This window comes from Cupriavidus sp. GW821-FHT02F09 (assembly GCF_059421605.1).
This window is the reverse complement of sequence record NZ_JBWKVH010000003.1, coordinates 255365-273772: the sequence shown is the minus strand read 5'-3', so window position 1 is coordinate 273772 and position 18408 is coordinate 255365. Positions and strand designations below refer to the sequence as shown.

Below are 18408 nucleotides of genomic sequence, written 5' to 3'. Positions count from 1 at the left end.
CCAGAATGAAAGCCCAGATCATCTTGTCGATGGGGCTTTCATGCTTTCTCGTTGCTTTGTTACCTCTATCGTTATTGGTGCGTTGCCGCTCGCTTTGAGCGCTTGCGGCGAAAAGGCCCCTGCCGATCCGCGCACCGAGGCACCGTTGGTGCGTGCCGCGTTCGTTCAGCCCGTCGCTTCCGCGTCGCGTTCATTCACGGGGGTCGTCGCTGCCCGGGTGCAGAGTGATCTCGGGTTCCGCGTGCCCGGCAAGGTGTTGGAGCGGCTTGTGGATGCCGGGCAGACCGTCAAGCGCGGGCAACCGCTCATGCGCATCGACCCTGTCGATCTGAAGCTCGCCGCGCACGCACAGCAAGAAGCCGTGGGCGCCGCGCGAGCGCGCGCGCACCAGACGGCGGAAGACGAAGCCCGCTACCGCGATCTGCGCGGAACTGGCGCCATTTCCGCCTCAGCCTATGACCAAGCCAAGGCTGCGGCGGACGCAGCCAAAGCCCAGCTGAGCGCAGCGCAAGCGCAGGCCGATGTTGCGCGTAACGCCAGCCGTTACGCAGAGCTTGTTGCCGATGGTGAAGGCGTGGTCATGGAGACGCTGGCCGAGCCCGGCCAGGTCGTCAACGCAGGGCAAGCCGTCGTACGGCTGGCCCACGCTGGCCGCCGTGAAGCGGTGGTCCAGTTGCCGGAAACGTTGCGGCCGGCGATCGACTCTGTCGCACAAGCCACGCTTTTCGGTAAGGAAAGCGCCGGTGTACCTGCCAAGCTGCGGCAACTGTCGGATGCTGCCGATCGGCTTACCCGCACGTTCGAAGCGCGCTATGTGCTGGATGGGGAACTGGCCAATGCGCCGCTGGGCGCTACCGTGACGATCCAGATTCCCGATCGGCTTACCACCGTGCAAGGCGATCTGCAGGTGCCGCTTGGTGCCGTGTTCGATGCCGGCAAGGGCCCGGGCGTGTGGGTCATCCAGGGTGATCCGGCGAAGGTGTCGTGGCGATCCGTCACCATCGTGCGCCTCGGTGACGAAAGCGCTCGGGTTGCTGGCCAAGTCAAGCAAGGGGACCGGATCGTCGCGCTTGGTGTACAACTGCTGCGTGAAGGACAGCAAGTCCGTGTGGCAGGGCAAGGTGCCAGCACTGCCATCGCGGGGGTGCGCCTGTGAGCCAAGGTCGTTTCAATCTATCGGCGCTCGCCGTGCGCGAGCGCGCCATCACGTTGTTCCTTATCTGCCTGATCTCTCTGGCGGGTCTCATTTCCTTCTTCAAGCTGGGCCGCGCGGAAGACCCGGCGTTTACGGTCAAGGTGATGACCATCATCACCGCGTGGCCCGGCGCCACCGCGCAGGAAATGCAGGATCAGGTGGCCGAGAAGCTCGAAAAGCGCATGCAGGAGCTGCGCTGGTATGACCGCACGGAAACGTACACGCGGCCGGGCCTGGCGTTCACTACGTTGACCCTGCTCGACAGCACGCCACCGTCGGAAGTGCAGGAGGAGTTTTACCAAGCGCGCAAGAAGGTCAGCGACGAGGTGGCCAACCTCCCGCCCGGCGTGATCGGGCCGATGGTCAACGACGAGTATGCGGACGTGACCTTTGCGTTGTTTGCGCTCAAGGCGCAGGGCGAACCGCAACGTGTGCTCGCGCGAGATGCGGAGACGCTGCGTCAGCGCTTGCTGCACGTGCCCGGCGTGAAGAAGGTCAACATCATCGGCGAGCAGTCGGAGCGCATCTATGTCGAGTTCTCCCATGACCGGCTGGCGACGCTGGGCGTGAGTCCGCAAGAAGTGTTTGCCGCGCTCAACAGCCAGAATGCCCTGACGGCAGCCGGCTCGGTAGAGACGAAAGGGCCGCAGGTATTCATCCGTCTGGACGGCGCGTTCGACGAGCTGCAGAAGATTCGGGATACGCCGGTTGTATCGCAGGGCCGAACGTTGAAGCTGTCGGACATTGCCGCGGTCAAGCGCGGCTACGAGGACCCTGCCACGTTCATGGTGCGCAATGGTGGCCAGCCTGCCTTGCTGCTGGGCATCGTCATGCGCGAAGGCTGGAACGGGCTGGACCTGGGCAAGGCGCTCGACAAGGAGGTGGGCGCCATCAATGCTGACATGCCGCTGGGCATGAGCTTGACCAAGGTGACCGACCAGGCAGTCAACATCGCCGCTGCCGTCGATGAGTTCATGCTCAAGTTCTTCGCCGCGCTGCTGGTGGTCATGCTGGTGAGCTTCGTCAGCATGGGCTGGCGCGCGGGCCTGGTGGTGGCCGCGGCCGTGCCGTTGACACTGGCGGTGGTCTTCGTGGTGATGGTCGCCACTGGCAAGAACTTCGACCGCATCACTCTCGGATCCTTGATTCTGGCGCTGGGCCTGCTGGTGGATGACGCCATCATCGCCATCGAAATGATGGTAGTGAAGATGGAGGAGGGCTACAGCCGCATCGCCGCTTCGGCCTATGCGTGGAGCCATACTGCGGCGCCCATGCTATCGGGCACGCTGGTGACCGCCGTCGGTTTCATGCCCAATGGCTTTGCGCGATCCACCGCCGGTGAATACACCAGCAACATGTTCTGGATCGTGGGCATTGCGCTGATCACGTCCTGGGTGGTCGCAGTGGTGTTCACGCCTTACCTAGGCGTAAAGATGCTGCCCGACTTCAAGAAGGTCGAAGGCGGCCACGATGCGATTTACGACACCCTGCGTTACAACCGCTTCCGTGCGCTGCTCAGGCGTGTGATTGCGCGCAAATGGCTGGTCGCGGGTTCGGTCGTCGGGCTCTTTGCCTTGGCCATCCTCGGTATGGCGGTGGTCAAGAAGCAGTTCTTCCCAATTTCGGATCGGCCTGAAGTGCTGGTCGAGGTGCAGATGCCCTATGGAACATCGATCAACCAGACCAGCGCGGCCACCGCAAAGCTGGAAGCTTGGCTCGCCAAACAGAAGGAGGCCAGGATTGTGACGGCTTACGTTGGCCAGGGTGCGCCGCGCTTTTATCTGGCGATGGGGCCGGAACTACCGGATCCGTCGTTCGCCAAGATCGTGATCCGCACCGATAGCCAGGAAGAGCGCGACGCGTTGAAGCGGCGCCTGCGCCAGGCGATTGCCGACGGCCTCGCCCCCGAGGCGCGCGTGCGTGTCACGCAGCTCGTGTTCGGTCCGTATTCGCCGTTTCCGGTCGCTTACCGCGTGACCGGCCCGGATGCGCAGACGTTGCGCCGCATCGCGGCCGATGTTCGGCAGGTGATGGACGCCAGCCCGATGATGCGCACGGTCAACACTGACTGGGGGATGCGCGTACCCACGCTGCACTTCACCTTGCAGCAGGACCGCTTGCAGGCCGTTGGGCTGACCTCCAGCGCCGTCGCGCAACAATTGCAGTTCCTGCTCAATGGCATTCCGGTGACGGCGGTGCGCGAGGACATCCGCACCGTGCAGGTGACCGCGCGCTCGGCCGGCGACATCCGACTGGATCCGGCCAAGATTGGCGACTTCACGCTAGCCGGCGCCAACGGGCAACGCATTCCGCTCTCGCAAGTGGGCGAGATCGATGTGCGCATGGAGGAACCCATCATCCGCCGGCGCGACCGCGTGCCGACCATCACGGTGCGCGGCGATATTGCCGATGGCCTGCAGCCGCCCGACGTGTCGACAGCCATCAGCAAGCAGCTTCAGCCGATCATCGAGAAGCTGCCCAGCGGATACCGCATTGAACAAGCGGGCTCCATCGAAGAATCGGGCAAGGCGACGAAGGCCATGCTGCCGCTGTTCCCGATCATGCTGGCCGTCACACTGTTGATCCTCATCTTCCAGGTGCGGTCCATTCCGGCGATGGTCATGGTGTTCCTGACCAGCCCCCTCGGCTTGATTGGTGTGGTGCCAACGCTGATTCTGTTCGGGCAGCCGTTCGGCATCAACGCGCTGGTCGGCCTGATCGCGTTGTCGGGCATCTTGATGCGCAACACGCTGATCCTGATCGGGCAGATTCAGCACAACAAAGCCGAAGGGTTGGACCCGTTCAGGGCCGTTGTAGAAGCCACCGTCCAGCGTGCGCGGCCAGTGATTCTCACCGCGTTGGCCGCCATCCTGGCCTTCATTCCGCTGACCCATTCAGTGTTCTGGGGCGCACTCGCTTACACGCTCATCGGCGGGACATTTGCTGGGACGATTTTGACCCTGGTGTTCCTGCCGGCCATGTACTCGATCTGGTTCAGGATTCGGCCAGGCAACGCGGCCGATGCACAGCGCGATCGGCACGAGACCACCGCGCAGCCCGCCGGAAAACTGGTGCCCGAGTCATATTGAATTGCAAGGGCATGTTCCTGCCACATTTCCCTTGATTCCAATCCACTTGCATTAAAGCGTCTTCTAGACGAGACATTGGGTGCATGACCTCCACCCAAGGTGTGCTGCTGTGCGAGAGGTCATAAAAATCGTGGTGAGGAGACAAAATATGAAGGTAAATCCAATTCTTCTGGGCTCCTTGAGCCTATTTTCTGGCATGACCTGGGCTCAGTCTAACGTTATTCTGTATGGCGTTGCAGATATGAGCATGGAATACGCAAATCACGTCGGTACGGTGCCATTGGTAAGCAATGGGTTCAATAGTGGGGCCGGAAAAAACGTCTATCGAATGGATTCTGGTGGTCTGTCTGGATCGCGCTGGGGGATTCGCGGCACAGAGGATATTGGTGGAGGCCTGCAGTCCATTTTTGTCCTGGAAAGCGGCGTGAGTCTCGATAACGGTACTCAGATGCAGGGTCGACTTTTTGGTCGACAGGCGTTCGTTGGATTGCAAAGTAGCTCCCTTGGAAAATTCACATTCGGGCGTCAATACACATCGCTGTTTGATTCCATTGCGAATTTCTCACCAACAATCTACGCAACGCAGTACTCGCCAACCGTACTTCTTCTTGGGCCTGCCTATCGAGAAGACAACACGGCGAAATATAGCGGTGCTTTCGGTCCCTTCACTATCGGTGCCCATTGGTCCTTTGGAACAGGTCTCGCGTTACCCGCCACCGCGCCAAGCACAATCCCGCTCACAGGAACCGGCGAGGTTCCGGGGCAATTTCGCAGAGACTCCGCGTATGGCGTTGGAGTGAATTATTTTGGCGGAAGTTTTGGAGCAGCGCTCGCCTTTGACGAATTCAATCCGAGCATGGTGAACGGGACGGGAGGATTCAAAAAACTCGCGATTGCCGGAAGCTATGCTGCGGGGCCCGCAAAGATAATGACCGGGTACCGCTGGGGAAAGAATAAAGATGGGGCCGGAAGTGAAATCCTGAGAGACGATTTCTATTGGATCGGCGCAAACTACAAGTTGACACCGAGTGTGGATTTCACTTTGGAGTACGCGTACGACAAGATTCACCGAAGAGTAGGTGAATCGCAAATGGGAAATCCATGGCAAGTAACGGCAATCGCCAATTATTCATTCTCCAAGCGTACAAGTGCCTACGTCGTAACTTCTTTCGCAAAGAACGCGGGACTCAATCTTGATAATAGCGCCGTAAATTATGCCAACAGTCTGGGGACAGGGAATAGCTACGCCCTCGGTGCAGGCGAGACGTCCATGCTTGGGGTAGGGCTTGGACTTCGCCACACGTTTTGAGCGGCGTTATGAGATGCCTTACAAGAATATTCAGATGGTATTTTCCTCAAGGAGCGAAAAATGATTACCAAGTCGGTAATTTTTGGTGGGTTCGCCGTCGCGGTGCTGGTGGCCTCGAGCTTCACAACGGTTGCGCCCGCGCGAAGCAAGGGCGAAAAGAGACGCTCTTGGGTGGACGCTGCGCTCCACGTCAAGTTCGACGCCAAAGGCAATGCGGCGAAGTGGGGACCCTTCGATCCGTTCAGCGACGGCACGCGAACTGGCACGCCCGATCCACATGTGGACACCGCGAAGTTCAAGGTGCTCGACACGTTCGGTACTGGCTTCGACATGCCATCGACCGACAGCGAGTCGCCAAGTAACAGGTTGACCTGAACACGTTGCTTCCGATGTTGGGCGCTGCGTAAGCAGCGGCAAACTTTTGCACCCGCCTGCCCATGTTACCTCCGTGCTCTCTCGACCTTGGGGCAGGCGGTCTTTTTTTATATCCGATTGCTTTCCCAACTCTTTTTTTACAAATCCCGGCCAACCGCTCCTAGCGATCCTGCGCGCGCAGCGCCGCTTCGATGCCGCGAATGCTCTCGAGCAGGCGCGGGCGCACCGTCTCAAGCAGTAGCGCGGCCGGCACGATGGCGGTAGGCCCGCTGCACGACAATGTCATCGGCGGCAGCGCCGGGCCGGGCCGGAACGCGGCGGCGATCGAGTTGATGTCCGGCAGCCATTCGCCAAACGACGTGGTGCAGCCCTGGCGCTCCACCTCCGCGCGGCTGCGCTCCACAATGGCCTGCGCATTGGGGGCGTCCACCCCTTCCTGTTGCCGGAAGGCAGCCAGTGCTTGCCGTTGTTCCACGGCCGGCAACGCTTGCAGGTAGGCACGCCCCGCGGCCGAGGTCAGCCCGGAAATGCGCGTGCCGACCGCCACCCGCAGCGTCAGGTATGACTCCGACTGGCAGTTTTCAAAGATCAGCATCTGCGCCCGATCGCGCACGATCAGCGACGTCACGCCCTGGGACAGGTCGGCCAGCTCCTGCATGAACGGCCGCACCACCGCCAGCACATCCACGCCATGCTGCGCCGCGGGCGCGAGGGCCAGCGCCGAGCTGCCGAGCTGGTACTTGGCCTGCTCCGGGTCCAGCCGCAGGTAGCCCAGCTCCGTCAGCGTATGGGTGAGGCGCGACACCGTGGATTTGGGCAGGCCGCAGCGCTGCGCCAGCTCGGCATTGCCCAGCCGCGTCTCAAAGCTGCGGAAACTCGCCAGCACATCGAGGCCCCGCGCCAGCGCGGTCACGAAATGCCGGTCTTCCTTGTGCTGCTGCATGTGCTGCGGCACTTGCGTTTCGTGCGGCGGATCTTCGGTCTGCGGTTCGGACATGGGTGGCCTCGGCTGGCTTGGGGCTGAGCTTGCGTCTCAGCCTGCACTGGCCAGCAGCTCACGCAGCTTGGCCTTGAGTATCTTGCCGGACGGTGCGGCCGGCAGGTGGGCCACGATCCTGACCTCCGCCGGCATCTTGTAGGGCGACAGCTGCTCACGCAGGAAGGCGCGCAGCGCGGCCTGGTCCAGCGTCATGCCCTCGCGCACTTCGACAAAGGCGATCACTTCCTCGTTGCCTTCCACCGCGCGTCCCACCACCGCCGACTGCAGCACGGCCGGGTAGGCGTTGATCGATTGCTCGACCTCCTCCGGGTACACGTTGAAACCGGAATGGATGATGATTTCCTTGGAGCGCCCCACGATGGAGACGGCGCCGTCGGCATCGATGCGCGCCAGGTCGCCGGTGTGCAGCCAGCCGTCGGCGTCGATCACCTGCGCGGTCAGGTCGGCTCGGCGGTAGTAGCCCTTCATCACGTTGGGGCCGCGTACCAGCAGCTCGCCGCTGCCATCGGGCAGGGGCTCGCCCAGGCGGATCTCCACGTCAGGCACCACCGGGCCCACCGAGCAATCCGTGCGCGGCGATTCCACCCGGGTCTGGCAGACCGTGGGCGAGGTCTCGGTCATGCCATAGCCGTTGTGCAGGATGATGCCGAAGCTCGCTTCAAACGCCGCCTTGAGCGTGGCGGTGAGCGGCGCGCCGCCAGATTGCGCCATGCGCAGCGCGGGCGCTTGCAGCGGCGTTGCCTGGGCGCGGCTCCATTCGATCAGCTTGGCATACATGGCGGGCACGCCATGCAGCACGGTGAGCCGCTCCGCGACCAGCGCGTGCGCCAGCTTCTCGGGGCGGAATCGCGGTTCGTAGAACACCGTGGCGCCGTTGGAGAGCGGACCCACCAACAGCACGGAGAGACCGTAGACGTGCGAGATCGGCAGCACACCGTAGACCCGGTCGCCCGGCTGCACGCGCGCCTGCAGGCGGTTGGAGCGCCCGATGAACATCAGGTTGGCGTGCGTCAGCATCACGGCCTTGGCGGCGCCGGTGGTGCCAGTGGTGTAGATCAGCGCGGCTACCTGGTCGCGTGCCGCTGCGTCCACCGGCTCAGCCACGGCGGCTGCATTGAGCGCGCCCAGCAGCAGCTTGCCCGCATGCGGCCATTCGGCCGGTTGCGCGCCGCGCGCCAGGCCGTGCTCGCGTGCTTCGGGATGGGCGTTGTCGAGGTAGAGCGCGATGCGCGCGCCCGAGTGTTCGATGATGTTGTCGATCTCGCGGGCGGACAGGCGGGCATTGACCGGCACGGCCCATGCGTCCAGCGCGCTAAGCGCCAGGATCAGCACCGCGCAGCCCACGCTGTTCTCGGTCACCAGCACCACGCGATCGCCGCCGCGCACGCCGGCGCCAGCCAGTGCGCGGGCGGTTTCGGCAATGGCGCCGTCCAGCTCGCCGTAGCGCAGGGACCGCTCGGCGTCCATCAGGGCCACGCGCTCGGGGTGGCTCTGGACCCAGGGGCCGATGGTCTGGTGCAGGCGGGAAAATGCAGTGGCAGGCGAAGCGGACGGGGCGGCAGCCGGCGCGTGCGCGGCGGGCGTGGGGGTGCTACTCATCACAGTCTCCAGATAAGGCGTCCGGCGTGGGCCGCCGGATTTTTCGATGGCGGAATACTCCCACCGATCGCCTTACACGTCAACTGCACCGTGGAACCCATGTTCTGCATTGCAGAACATGGGTCATTCAGCATCAGAACCGGAAGCGCGCGACCCCAGCCGACAGCCCTGCCGCTTGCTCATCCAGGCTAGCCGCCTGCGCCGTAACGGCTTCGACCAGCTCGGCGTTCTGCCGGCTGGTCTGGTCGAGCTGGGCCACCGCCTCGCCCACCGAGCGGATGCCGCGCGCCTGTTCATCGGCCACCCCGCACAGCCGCTCGGCCAACTGGTGGCTCTGGCCTACCGCCTGCTCGATGCCGCTCATGGCGCTGACCACTTGCCCGCTAAGCCGTGCCCCACGGGCGATCTCAGAGCTGGCCTGGCCAATGGTGGTGCGAATCTCGCGCGCGGAGTTGGCGCTGCGCTGCGCCAGCCCGCGCACCTCCTGCGCCACTACGGCGAAGCCGCGCCCGGCCTCGCCGGCGCGGGCCGCTTCCACGGCGGCGTTGAGCGCGAGGATATTGGTCTGGAAGGCAATACTTTCGATCACTTCGACCATTTCCGCGATATTGCGCGAGTGCTGGTTCACCGTGTCCATGGCGCCGCTCATCTCGTTCACCACCGCCATGCCGGCGTCGGTGGCTTCGCGTGCCTGGCGCGCCATGGCGCTGGATTCGGTGGCCTGGGCGTGGGCTTGGCCGACCAGCGCGGTGAGGCGGGCGACGCTGTCGGCGGCTGCGGCCAGCGCTGCCGCCTGCAGCGCGGTGCGGCGCGACAGATCGTGGTTGCCGCTGGCGATGCCTTCGCTGGCCGCGGCGATCTCGGCGGCGGAGAGCTGGATCCCTTCCAGCACGCCGGCGAGCTGGTCGCGCATGCGCGCCAACAGGCTCATCAGGCTGTGGTCGTCGCCAGGGCGCACGCGCACGGGTTGTTGCAGGTCGCCCGAGGCGATGCGGCTGGCCACCTTGGCCGCGTCCGCCGGCTCGCCGCCCAGCTCCGAGTGCAGCAGGCGCGAGGCAAACCAGGCCAGCGCGGCCGCCGCTGCAAGGCTCGCCACCAGCATGCCGATCATCACGGCCTGGGCGCGCAACTGGCTGGCCGTCACGGTGGCGACCGTATCGGCGGCCTGCCGCTCCTGCTGCTTGCGCGTGACCTCTACCAGATCGGCCAGCTTCTGTAATTGCTCGCCAAGAAAATGGCCGTCGACCGAAACGGCGCTGTCGAACTGCAGGGCATCGAGCGGCTGCTTGCGCAGCAACGTGACATAGTCACGCAGCATGGCTGCGGCGCTGTCGCGTTCCGCTTGCAGCGCGGTGGCCTGCGCGGGTGCGGCAGTGCGCACGGTGCCAAGTGCCTGGTCGAGGCGGGCGAGGGCGCTATCGATGTCGGCGGTTGCACCATCGCGCTCGGTGCTGCTGGTCGCCATGGTCAGGGCAAGCTGGGCGCGGCCCAGCCGGGCCAGCGCCGATTGCGCGCGCTCCGCCGCGATGGCGCCCTGCATATCGCGTTGATAGAGCGTATCTGTCATCTGCTTGACCGAGACGAGGCTGAAAATGCCCGTCAGCCCCACCACGGCGCCGAACACATAGACCAGCGCAAATGCCACGCACATGCGCGCGCTGAGGGGAAGCCGGCCCAGCCAGGCGGGCATGCGCCGGCCGGCGCGGCGTGGAAGGCGAAGGTTGATGGCTTGCAACACGGTTGAGACTCCGATGGGCCACGCGGCCCATATGCTGACCCTGGGGTACCGCCATCTCGCGCGCCGGCTTGCAGCGCCAGCTTGCCGCGGGTGACGGCATGACTTTGTTATGGCTTGCATGCTCGCCGCAACCTGTGACGCATGAATGACATCCCGCCATTGCGCAGGGGTAATCGGCTTTGTCATCCGGGTGACACATTGCTGACATGAAATAGAGGGCGAGTCACATTGGCTCACCAGCCTCTTGCGCCTGGCGCCGCGCCTTCCCACGTCACGTTCACTCCGTCCATGCAGATTGCCTCCCCCCTGGCTGGCGCACCCGTGCCGCGGCTACGCTTGCCGCAGCTCCACGCCGTCTTCCAGCCGATCGTGGTGTTTGGCACCGGCGAGGTGCTGGGCCACGAGGCGCTGGTCCGGGGGCCTGCCAGCTCGCCGCTGGCCATGCCGGATGCCTTGTTCCGCCTGGCGCGTGACGAGGCCGAGACCATCGAGCTGGAGCTGCGGGCGGCGCGCACCGGGCTGTCCACTTGCCTGGCGAATGGCTTGCACGGCAAGCTGTTCCTCAACTTCAGCGCGATGGCGCTGCGCTACCTGCTAGCCGACGGCGGGAGTGCCATGCGGGCCCTGGTGGCGAACAGCATCGCGCCGGATCGGGTCGTGATCGAGGTGACCGAGCAGACCCCCATCGAGGACGCGGAACGCTTCGGGCAGGCCATGGCTGTGCTCCGCGAACTGGGCATGCAGTATGCGCTGGACGATTTCGGCACCGGCCACGCCAATCTCGACCGGCTGGTCCACCTCGCGCCACACTACACCAAGCTGGACAAGTCGCTGGTGCGTGGCATCGGCACGTGCTCGCGCCGGCTTGAAGTCGTGCGCACGGTGCTGGCCCTGGTCAAGGCGCTGGACGGCGAGGTGATCGCCGAAGGGATCGAGGACGCCGATGAGCTGGCGGTGCTGCGCGATCTCGGCGTGCCCTTCGGGCAGGGCTACTACCTCGGCAGGCCGGCGCCGCACCCGGTGCTCAGCCAGTGCTGAACGGGCCGGGCCGAGGCGGCCGCGCGCCGGTCTCATCCAGGCGATACCCTTTGCCATAGACCACCGTGATTACCAGCCCATTGCGAGGGTGGAGCTCCAGCGCCCTGCGCAGGCGCGATACCAGGCTCGCCAGGGCGCGGGACAACGGTGGCAGCGAATAGCCCCAGATTGCGCGTTCGATATGGGCATGGGACAAGACGCGGCCGACGCTGCCAAACAGCAACGCTGCGAGCTCGAACTCCTTGGGGGGCAGCGCGAGCCTGCGCCCCTGGAACACGGCCTCGTGCGCCAGGCAGTCCAGTGAATAGGGCCCGACGGTCAGGTCCGGGCTTGGCGTTTGCCGGCGCGAGGCGGCGCGGCGCTGCAGCGCGTGCAGCCGGGCCACCAGCTCGCGCGCGCGCAGCGGGCGGATCATGTAGTCGTCGGCGCCCGCCTGCAGGGTATTGACGACCGAGTCTTCGTCGCGCTGGTGGGAAACCACCATCACCGGTACCTCGCTGCGCCAGGCGCCGCGCACCGCGCGCACGGCTTCCATGGCAGGCATGTCGGCAAGTTCGTGGTCGATCAGCAGGACGTCGTAGCCGGCTTGGTCCATGCCACGGAAGAGCTCCCCGCTTGCGGGATAGGTGTGGCAATGCACGCCGGCGCGAGCGAGGGCGTCTGCAATGGCTTTGGCCTGAAGCGACAGATCCGCTAGCAGTGCGATCTTCATAGGCATTGTCAAACAAACTGGATTTAGTACGGTTCGCGGGCCGGCGCGCGCATCGGCTGCCGGGCCAGTCAGGCTGTCAATGTGCCAGGGCCGGGCGGCCACCGGCCTGCCCGCGAGGCGACCCAGGCAGGATAGTCCGCGGAGCGAGGGATATCATTCGGAACAATCTGCAAGGACGGGCAGAAGATTCCCAAAGCAGGCGGGGAGCCAATCCACAAGGCGACCGGTATCGCACCAGGCCACAGTCGATTGTTGCGGCGCACGTACACAATTTGTCCACGATTGCCGGATCGTGTTATCCACAGCTTGTGTGGATAACCGAGCTTGACGTGCCGCGCTTGGCCAATGGTGGCGGTTATGTATCGGACTGCCTAAATTTTGAACAGGATGGCGGGTGACGCCTCGCCAGCGAAGGTGGACGCAGACAAATTCAGCGCGACAGCGTGCGCGGCAGCAAGCGCGGCAGGGTGGCGGCACCGTGCAGCAGCAGCCCGAGGTACAGGCACGCGCCCGGCCAGTCGGGAGCGGGCTGCAGCAGCGGCCCGGCCAGCGCCAGCGAGCCCGTCAGCAAGACCCAGGCGGCCGCCCCCCGGCGCCGGCCGTCGCTCATGGCGCCCAGGGCGATGGTGGCGGCAAAGATCAGGCCGAACAGCAGCGCTTGCCGCTGCCCTTGCCACTGCCCATCGTGGTGAATGTAGTGGATCACGATGCCGAACAGCAGCAGCCCGCCGAGGCCGATGAGCAGGTCCGGCACATGGAACCCAGCGCGCGGCGCACGATGCTTGCTGGTGCCGCCGATGAGGCGCAGCAACGGCAGGTTGCTTGCCAGCAAGGGGTTGTCGCAGCGCGGTGTCCCGGGCACGCCATAATCCAGCGGCACGTCGGCCAGCCTTGGCTGGAAGGTGCCGAACAGCTTGTCCCACCAGAGGAAGGTGCCGCCGAAATTCCGGTCGAGGTAGCACGGCGCGGTGCCATGGTGCACGCGGTGATGCGCCGGCGTGACCAGGAAGCGATCCAGGATGCCGGAGCTGCCCACCAGGCCGTTGTGATTGTAGAACTGCACCGCGTAGTGGATCGACGAGACCACCACGAAGATCTCCAGCGGCAAGCCCGCCACAGCCAGTCCGATCACGAACGGCAGGTTGGTGAGCGACGAGTACCAGGAGTTGCGGATGCCTAGCGACAGGTTGAAGTGCTCGCCCTGGTGATGGACCACATGCACCGCCCACAGCAGGGGTATCTTGTGATGCAGCCGGTGCATCCAGTAGAAGCAGAAGTCCCACGCGACAAAGCCGAACACCCATTGCCAGGCGAGCGGCCATGCGTCTATCCAATGCAGGTTGGCGACCCGCAGCACCAGCCCGAAGGCCGCGATCTCCAGACCGCGGAAAAACCACATCAGGATGTGCCCGGACCCCAGGTTGAACACCACCTCACGCCAGGGAATGGGCTCTCCCCGGCGATGCTTGCGGATCAGCAACTCAGCCACCACGCATAGCAGCATGGCGATCAGGGGGAGCGCGAATGCGTTCATTGCGAATGTCCTTGGATAACGGTCACCGCGGACACCTTGGGGCGCGCCAGCCAGGTGGCCACCGTGCCCGCGGCCAGGCCCACCAGCAGGCCGGCGGCCAGGTCCAGCAAGACATGCTGGCGTGTCTGCACCACCGAGTAGCAGATCGCCAGCCCCCAGCCGATCGCGCAGGCGCTGCGCAGCTTGCGGCGCGGGTCGAGCAACGCCCAGACGCTTAGCAGCGTCAGCGCGCCATGCAAAGAGGGCAGGCAGTTCTGCCGCGAGTCGCCGGCGATCAGCCAGCCCAGCACCGTGCTGCTCAGCCCGTCGCCCGGCAGGCTCGGATAGGCCAGCGTGGTAGGCCATGCCAGGAAGACGGCGCCACAGGCAAGCGCTGCGCACTGCATCGCCGTGCGCAGCCAGCGCAACCGTTGCGGCGGGGCCAGCGCAAAGCTGACCGGTATCAAGGCGAAGAACGACAGGTAGAGCCAGATGCCGGCAGGATCGAAGGGGATCAGGCGGTCCAGCGCGCTTTCGGGCAACTGCGCCGGTGCGCCTCGCAGCAGGCTGGTGCTACCGTAGACCAGGCCGACGCTGCCCCAGCCCAGCAACATCTGCCGGCACCGCCACCATGCCCCGGCGCTTTGCATGCGGTGCGTCACGGGCCTTGCGTGGCTTCGCGCAGCCGGACAATGCGGCGGCGCTTGGTGGTGAAATCCGCCGGGGGCGCGGCATCGTTGTGCCACGCGATATCCGCAACAGCCACGCCCAGCCCGTCCAGCACCGTTTCCAGCCGCGCGCGGCAAGCCGTGTGCACCGCGTCGCCGCCTTCGGCATACAGGCTGAGCGTGCGCCCGCCTGTCTGGCGCAGGCGGTAGTCGGCGGCGAGCGGCAGGGCCTGCGCCAAGGCGCGCGATAGCACGTCGGCAAAGACCTGCACCGGCTCGCCGAGGCGGCCCGGCAGCACCAGCATGTCGTCGCAGCGGCCTTCGATGCGGGCCAGCGCCAGCGCAGGGCTGCCGCACGGGCACGCATCCGCGCGCCGCACCAGCACGTCGTCCAGCCGGTAGCGCACGATGGGCTGGGTGGTGCGGGTGAAGTCGGTCACGATGGGCACGAAGCGCTCCTGGCTCTCGTCCAGCCATTCCGGCTCGATGTGGACGAATTCCTCGTTCAGGTGCAGCGTGCCATGCGCGCAGGTGACGCCGAGAAAGCCTTCGGTGGCCTGGTAGACCTCGCCGGGTTCGCCGAACACGTTGGCCAGCAAGGCGCGGTCCTGTGCTTCCAGTACTTCGGCAACCGAGACGACCCGCGCCGGGCGCAGTGCCGTGCGCCCGGCCTGGCGCGCCAGCGCAAGGCTGCGCAGCACCTGCGCGGGCGCCACGACAATGGTGGGCGCATAGTGCTCCAGCCGCGCAAGATGATCCTCGAACGGGGTGAACAGGTCGAAGAACGCGAACGAGAGCCAGGGGTTGCGCACCACCGTGTACAGGTTGCTGTTGGCACGGAGGAACAGCGCCACGCGCTCGCCCGCCAGCAGCCCGCGCGGCAGCAACCTGGCCAGCAGCGTGCCGGCCCATTGCGCCTGCTCCTGCCGGCTCACCACAAACGCGCCACGCCCGCCCGAGGTGCCCGAGGACAGCCCCACGCTAAATCCTTGCAGCGTCGGGCTGAAATCGCGCGAGGCCTCGGCCTGCCGGGCACAAGCAAGGACGTCATCAAGGCGGAGCCCGGCCGTGTTGATGCGGTCGAAATTGGCCATCATCACCGCCTTGTCCATGCGCGGCCAGTCTTGCATCGGCAGGGACAGCAGGGGTGCGAAGTACGGGCTGCGCGCCAGCACGCGCTGGCGGAAGCGCGCCATTTGGCGGGCCTGGTGCGCCTCCAGTTCGGCGCGGCTGGCAAAACGCAGCCTGCGCGCGCGCCAGTAGGCCCCGAGCATGCGCGGCAACTGCATCAGAGGGCTCCTTCGTGGGTCAGGCGGATCTGCACCTGGCCATTGCGATGCAAGGCGTGCAACTGCCTGAGCGTGGCCTGGTAGGTGCGCGGGTCTTCCATGATCAGGTTGGCGATGGACGACGGGCCGATCAGCTCACGGTAGCTGGTGGGCGACCATGCCGCGTCGGACGCCAGCAGCACCCACCCGCCGTTCGTTTGCACGAAGGCGCCCAGGTGGCCGGCGGCGTGGCCCGGCAGCGCTACCAGGAAGACTTCCCCGTCACTGTCCGGCAAGGCATAGCCCTCCTGGAACGGCGTGAGCGCGACGGGCAGCGGCTGGCGCGCAAAGGCTTCGATAAAGCCCACGCGCTGCTCGAAATCCTCGGGCATCAGCCCTGGCACGAAGCCCCGGCGCAGCGCGCCGACGCCGCGCAGCAGCCGCGTGGCTTGCCACCCGGCGCCCGAGCAGTAGAAGCGCATGCCGGGAAAATCCCGCAGTCCCGCGATATGGTCCCCGTGGAAGTGCGACAGGATCACGCCGGCGAGGTCGCGCGCGCCGATGCCCGCCGCGCGCAGCTGGCTTGCCGCCGCCTCGCTGCTGTCGAAATGCACCGGCGTGACCATGCGGTACAGCGCGAACAGCCCGCTGCGTGTGTGATCGAGGAAGTGCGTGGCATAGCCCGTATCCCACAGCCAGTGCCTGCCGCCTGCCTCGATCAGGTACGCCCGCGCCGGGAAGCGGCAGACCGACAGGCCCGCGCCCTTGAGCGCCATGCAGGCGCGGTGCGTGCAGAAGCCCGCCTCAAAGGTGGTGATGCTGGCCATGGTCTCGCATCCATTGCGCCGTCAGGCGAATTCCCTCATCCATCGTATAGGCGGGCCGATAGCCCAGCGCCGCGATGGCCTGCGTGTTGTCGAGCGTCATATCGTAGTGCAGCACGCCCATGCCGTAGCGCGTGAAGGCCGGCTCGCGCCGGCTCAGGGCCGACCAGGCCTCCATGCCACGCGCCACGGCGTCGGCCAGCGCATAGGGCAGGCGGCGCAGGCGCGGCGGCTGGCCCAGTTCGTCGCCGAGCAGTTGGCCGAGCACCTGGCACAAGCGGCGCGGTTCGTGGTTGGTGATGTTGTAGGCATGGCCGGACGCCACCTGCGCGCTCGTGCTGGCGAGCTGCATGGCGTGAACCACGTTGGGGGTAAAGGTCAGGTCCATCAGCACCTTGCCGGCGCGCGGCAACGGCAGCTTGCCGCGTCGTTGCGCCATCAGCGCCAGCACGCGCGGCATCAGCACGCGGTCGTGCGGGCCGAACAAGGCGCGTGGGCGCAGCATGACGAAGGCGGTGGCGGCCTGGTTGCCTGCGCGCAGCCGTATCGCCGCCTCAGCCAGCGCCTTGGTGCGGGCATAGTGGTTGGCGTAGCGCGCTGGCCGGTAGCTCTCGGGAATGTCGAGATGGTGCCGATAGTCGAAGTACAGCGACGGCGTGGAGACGTGCACGAAGCGCTCAACGCCGGCTGCGATCGCCGCGTCGGCGAGCCGCTCGGTAGCGGCCACGTTGGCCGCTTGGAAATCGGCGGATGCGCCCCACGGCGATGACAGCGCGGCGCAGTGCCAGACGGTGCTCACGCCGCGCAGCAATGCGCGTGCCTGTGCAGCATCGAGCGTGGCCAGGTCCGCCGGCACGAAGTCCACGCCAAGCGCGCGCAGCGCCTCGCCCTGCGCGGGGTTGCGGCCGGTGGCGCGCACGGGCAGGCCACGCTGCAACAAGTACTCGACGGCATTGCGGCCGAGGCCGCCGGTTGCACCGGTTACCAGCGTGATCACAATCGCAGCACCATGGCACCCACGGTAAGGCCGGCAGCCGTGCCCAGCAGCAGCGCGCGCGAGCCGGCGCTGGCCCTGCCGCTGTGCATCGCTTCGTGCAAGGCCGTGGGCAGGGACGCGGCCACCTGATTGCCGTGCGTACGGTAGATATCCACCACCGACGCCGCCGGCACGCCGAGGCGGCGCCCGATGTGCTTCATGGCAAGGTGGCTGGCCTGGTGCGGCACTACCACGTCGATCTCATCGAGCCGCAGCTTGCCCGCGTCGAGCAAGCCGGCCAGGAAGGCGTCCATCACCGTGGAGGCCAGCTTGAATACGCGCTTGCCTTCCATATGGAACAGGAAGTCGGACTCGCGCGCGCCCATGCGCGGGCTGGTGCGGGTACCGCCTGCGCGGATCTCGCAGAAGGCCTTGCCCGCGGGATAGGTCTCCATGCGATAGGCCTCGATGCCGGTGCTGCCATCGCCGCGCTCCACCACCGCCGCCGCCGCGCCGTCGCCAAAGATGAGCGAGGCCTCTGGCTGGCTCCAGTCCAGCCCGCGAGAGGCGAGGTCGGATGCGACCACCGCGATGCGGCGGTAGGTGCCGCTGTGCAACAGGCTGGCCGCCACCTGCAAGGCGGCCAGGAAGCTCAGGCAACTGGCGTTGACGTCGAAGGCCGGCGTGCCGGCTGGGATGCCGGCGGCTTCTAGCAGCCGCGCGCCAGTGCAGGGCAGGGCTTGCTCCTGCACGCCGGCGGCAGAAATGACCAGGCCGACCGAACCCGGGGCGATGCCGCCGCGCGCCATGGCATCGCGCAGCGCGGCGGCGGCCAGAGCGGATTGCGTCTCGCCAGGGTCAGCATGGTAGCGGTGGTCGATGCCGGCGGTTTTCCTGACGTAGCCGGCCGCTTTGCCGAGCACCTTGTCAAGCTCGGCGGAGGTGACCTGCCGGGCAGGTAGTGCTTTGCCTGTGGCCAGGATTCTTAATGGCAGCATGTCGTTGGTTGGGTCTCCCGCCGGGGTGAACAGAGCGGCGGGAGCGAATCGATCCTTGAGAAGCAGAGAGGTTGGTCACGAAGGAAGGTGCGTATTGTAATGAGTT

15 protein-coding genes are annotated in these 18408 nt (G+C 65.8%); 5 read left to right on the top strand and 10 right to left on the bottom strand.

Annotated elements, in window-relative coordinates:
• Positions 1–40: 40 nt before the first annotated feature.
• The 4 genes from AC07XB_RS05740 (at position 41) to AC07XB_RS05725 (ending at position 5968) form a co-directional block, all read left to right on the top strand.
• The gene (locus AC07XB_RS05740; protein ID WP_492374247.1) at positions 41–1156 is read left to right on the top strand and encodes an efflux RND transporter periplasmic adaptor subunit; all 1116 of its coding nucleotides are present in this window, start codon (positions 41–43) and stop codon (positions 1154–1156) included.
• A complete protein-coding gene (locus tag AC07XB_RS05735) occupies positions 1153–4284 on the top strand; it encodes an efflux RND transporter permease subunit (RefSeq protein WP_492826552.1) in 3132 nt (1043 codons plus the stop codon). The genes AC07XB_RS05740 and AC07XB_RS05735 overlap by 4 nt, the downstream gene beginning before the upstream one ends.
• Before the next feature lie 148 nt (positions 4285–4432).
• Positions 4433–5593 (top strand): porin, encoded by a 1161-nt coding sequence (locus AC07XB_RS05730; RefSeq protein ID WP_492826554.1) that lies wholly within the window; start codon positions 4433–4435, stop codon positions 5591–5593.
• Between the two features lie 60 nt (positions 5594–5653).
• Positions 5654–5968, top strand: a complete 315-nt coding sequence (locus tag AC07XB_RS05725) for a hypothetical protein (RefSeq protein ID WP_492826556.1) — start codon at positions 5654–5656, stop codon at positions 5966–5968.
• 160 nt (positions 5969–6128) lie between these two features.
• On the opposite strand, the gene AC07XB_RS05720 is transcribed toward AC07XB_RS05725, so the two are convergent.
• The 3 genes from AC07XB_RS05720 to AC07XB_RS05710 all read right to left on the bottom strand — a co-directional run bounded on the left by AC07XB_RS05720 (position 6129) and on the right by AC07XB_RS05710 (position 10305).
• Entirely contained in the window at positions 6129–6965 is an 837-nt protein-coding gene (locus tag AC07XB_RS05720; protein WP_492826558.1) for an IclR family transcriptional regulator, read from the bottom strand.
• A 36-nt stretch (positions 6966–7001) separates the two neighbouring features.
• Positions 7002–8567: a class I adenylate-forming enzyme family protein gene (locus AC07XB_RS05715; RefSeq protein ID WP_492826560.1), complete on the bottom strand. Its 1566-nt coding sequence runs from the start codon at positions 8565–8567 to the stop codon at positions 7002–7004.
• 133 nt (positions 8568–8700) lie between these two features.
• Entirely contained in the window at positions 8701–10305 is a 1605-nt protein-coding gene (locus AC07XB_RS05710) for a methyl-accepting chemotaxis protein (RefSeq protein ID WP_492374241.1), read from the bottom strand.
• A gap of 288 nt (positions 10306–10593) precedes the next feature.
• Between AC07XB_RS05710 and AC07XB_RS05705 the strand changes: the two genes are divergently transcribed.
• On the top strand, positions 10594–11343 hold the full coding sequence (locus AC07XB_RS05705; protein ID WP_492374240.1) for an EAL domain-containing protein: 750 nt from the start codon (positions 10594–10596) through the stop codon (positions 11341–11343).
• On the opposite strand, the gene AC07XB_RS05700 is transcribed toward AC07XB_RS05705, so the two are convergent.
• From AC07XB_RS05700 to AC07XB_RS05670, 7 genes are all read right to left on the bottom strand, one after another.
• The gene (locus AC07XB_RS05700; protein WP_492374239.1) at positions 11330–12055 is read right to left on the bottom strand and encodes a response regulator transcription factor; all 726 of its coding nucleotides are present in this window, start codon (positions 12053–12055) and stop codon (positions 11330–11332) included. The two genes, AC07XB_RS05705 and AC07XB_RS05700, sit on opposite strands and share 14 nt — an antisense overlap.
• A 430-nt stretch (positions 12056–12485) precedes the next feature.
• A complete protein-coding gene (locus tag AC07XB_RS05695; protein ID WP_492807372.1) occupies positions 12486–13589 on the bottom strand; it encodes a sterol desaturase family protein in 1104 nt (367 codons plus the stop codon).
• Positions 13586–14230, bottom strand: a complete 645-nt coding sequence (locus tag AC07XB_RS05690) for a phosphatase PAP2 family protein (protein ID WP_492807373.1) — start codon at positions 14228–14230, stop codon at positions 13586–13588. The genes AC07XB_RS05695 and AC07XB_RS05690 overlap by 4 nt, the downstream gene beginning before the upstream one ends.
• Positions 14227–15525, bottom strand: a complete 1299-nt coding sequence (locus AC07XB_RS05685) for a F390 synthetase-related protein (protein ID WP_492826562.1) — start codon at positions 15523–15525, stop codon at positions 14227–14229. The genes AC07XB_RS05690 and AC07XB_RS05685 overlap by 4 nt, the downstream gene beginning before the upstream one ends.
• The gene (locus AC07XB_RS05680; protein WP_492374235.1) at positions 15525–16331 is read right to left on the bottom strand and encodes an MBL fold metallo-hydrolase; all 807 of its coding nucleotides are present in this window, start codon (positions 16329–16331) and stop codon (positions 15525–15527) included. The genes AC07XB_RS05685 and AC07XB_RS05680 overlap by 1 nt, the downstream gene beginning before the upstream one ends.
• On the bottom strand, positions 16309–17325 hold the full coding sequence (locus AC07XB_RS05675) for an NAD-dependent epimerase/dehydratase family protein (RefSeq protein WP_492807377.1): 1017 nt from the start codon (positions 17323–17325) through the stop codon (positions 16309–16311). The genes AC07XB_RS05680 and AC07XB_RS05675 overlap by 23 nt, the downstream gene beginning before the upstream one ends.
• Positions 17322–18302, bottom strand: coding sequence for a 3-oxoacyl-[acyl-carrier-protein] synthase III C-terminal domain-containing protein (locus tag AC07XB_RS05670; protein ID WP_492826564.1), 981 nt, complete (start codon positions 18300–18302; stop codon positions 17322–17324). The genes AC07XB_RS05675 and AC07XB_RS05670 overlap by 4 nt, the downstream gene beginning before the upstream one ends.
• Positions 18303–18408 lie beyond the last annotated feature (106 nt).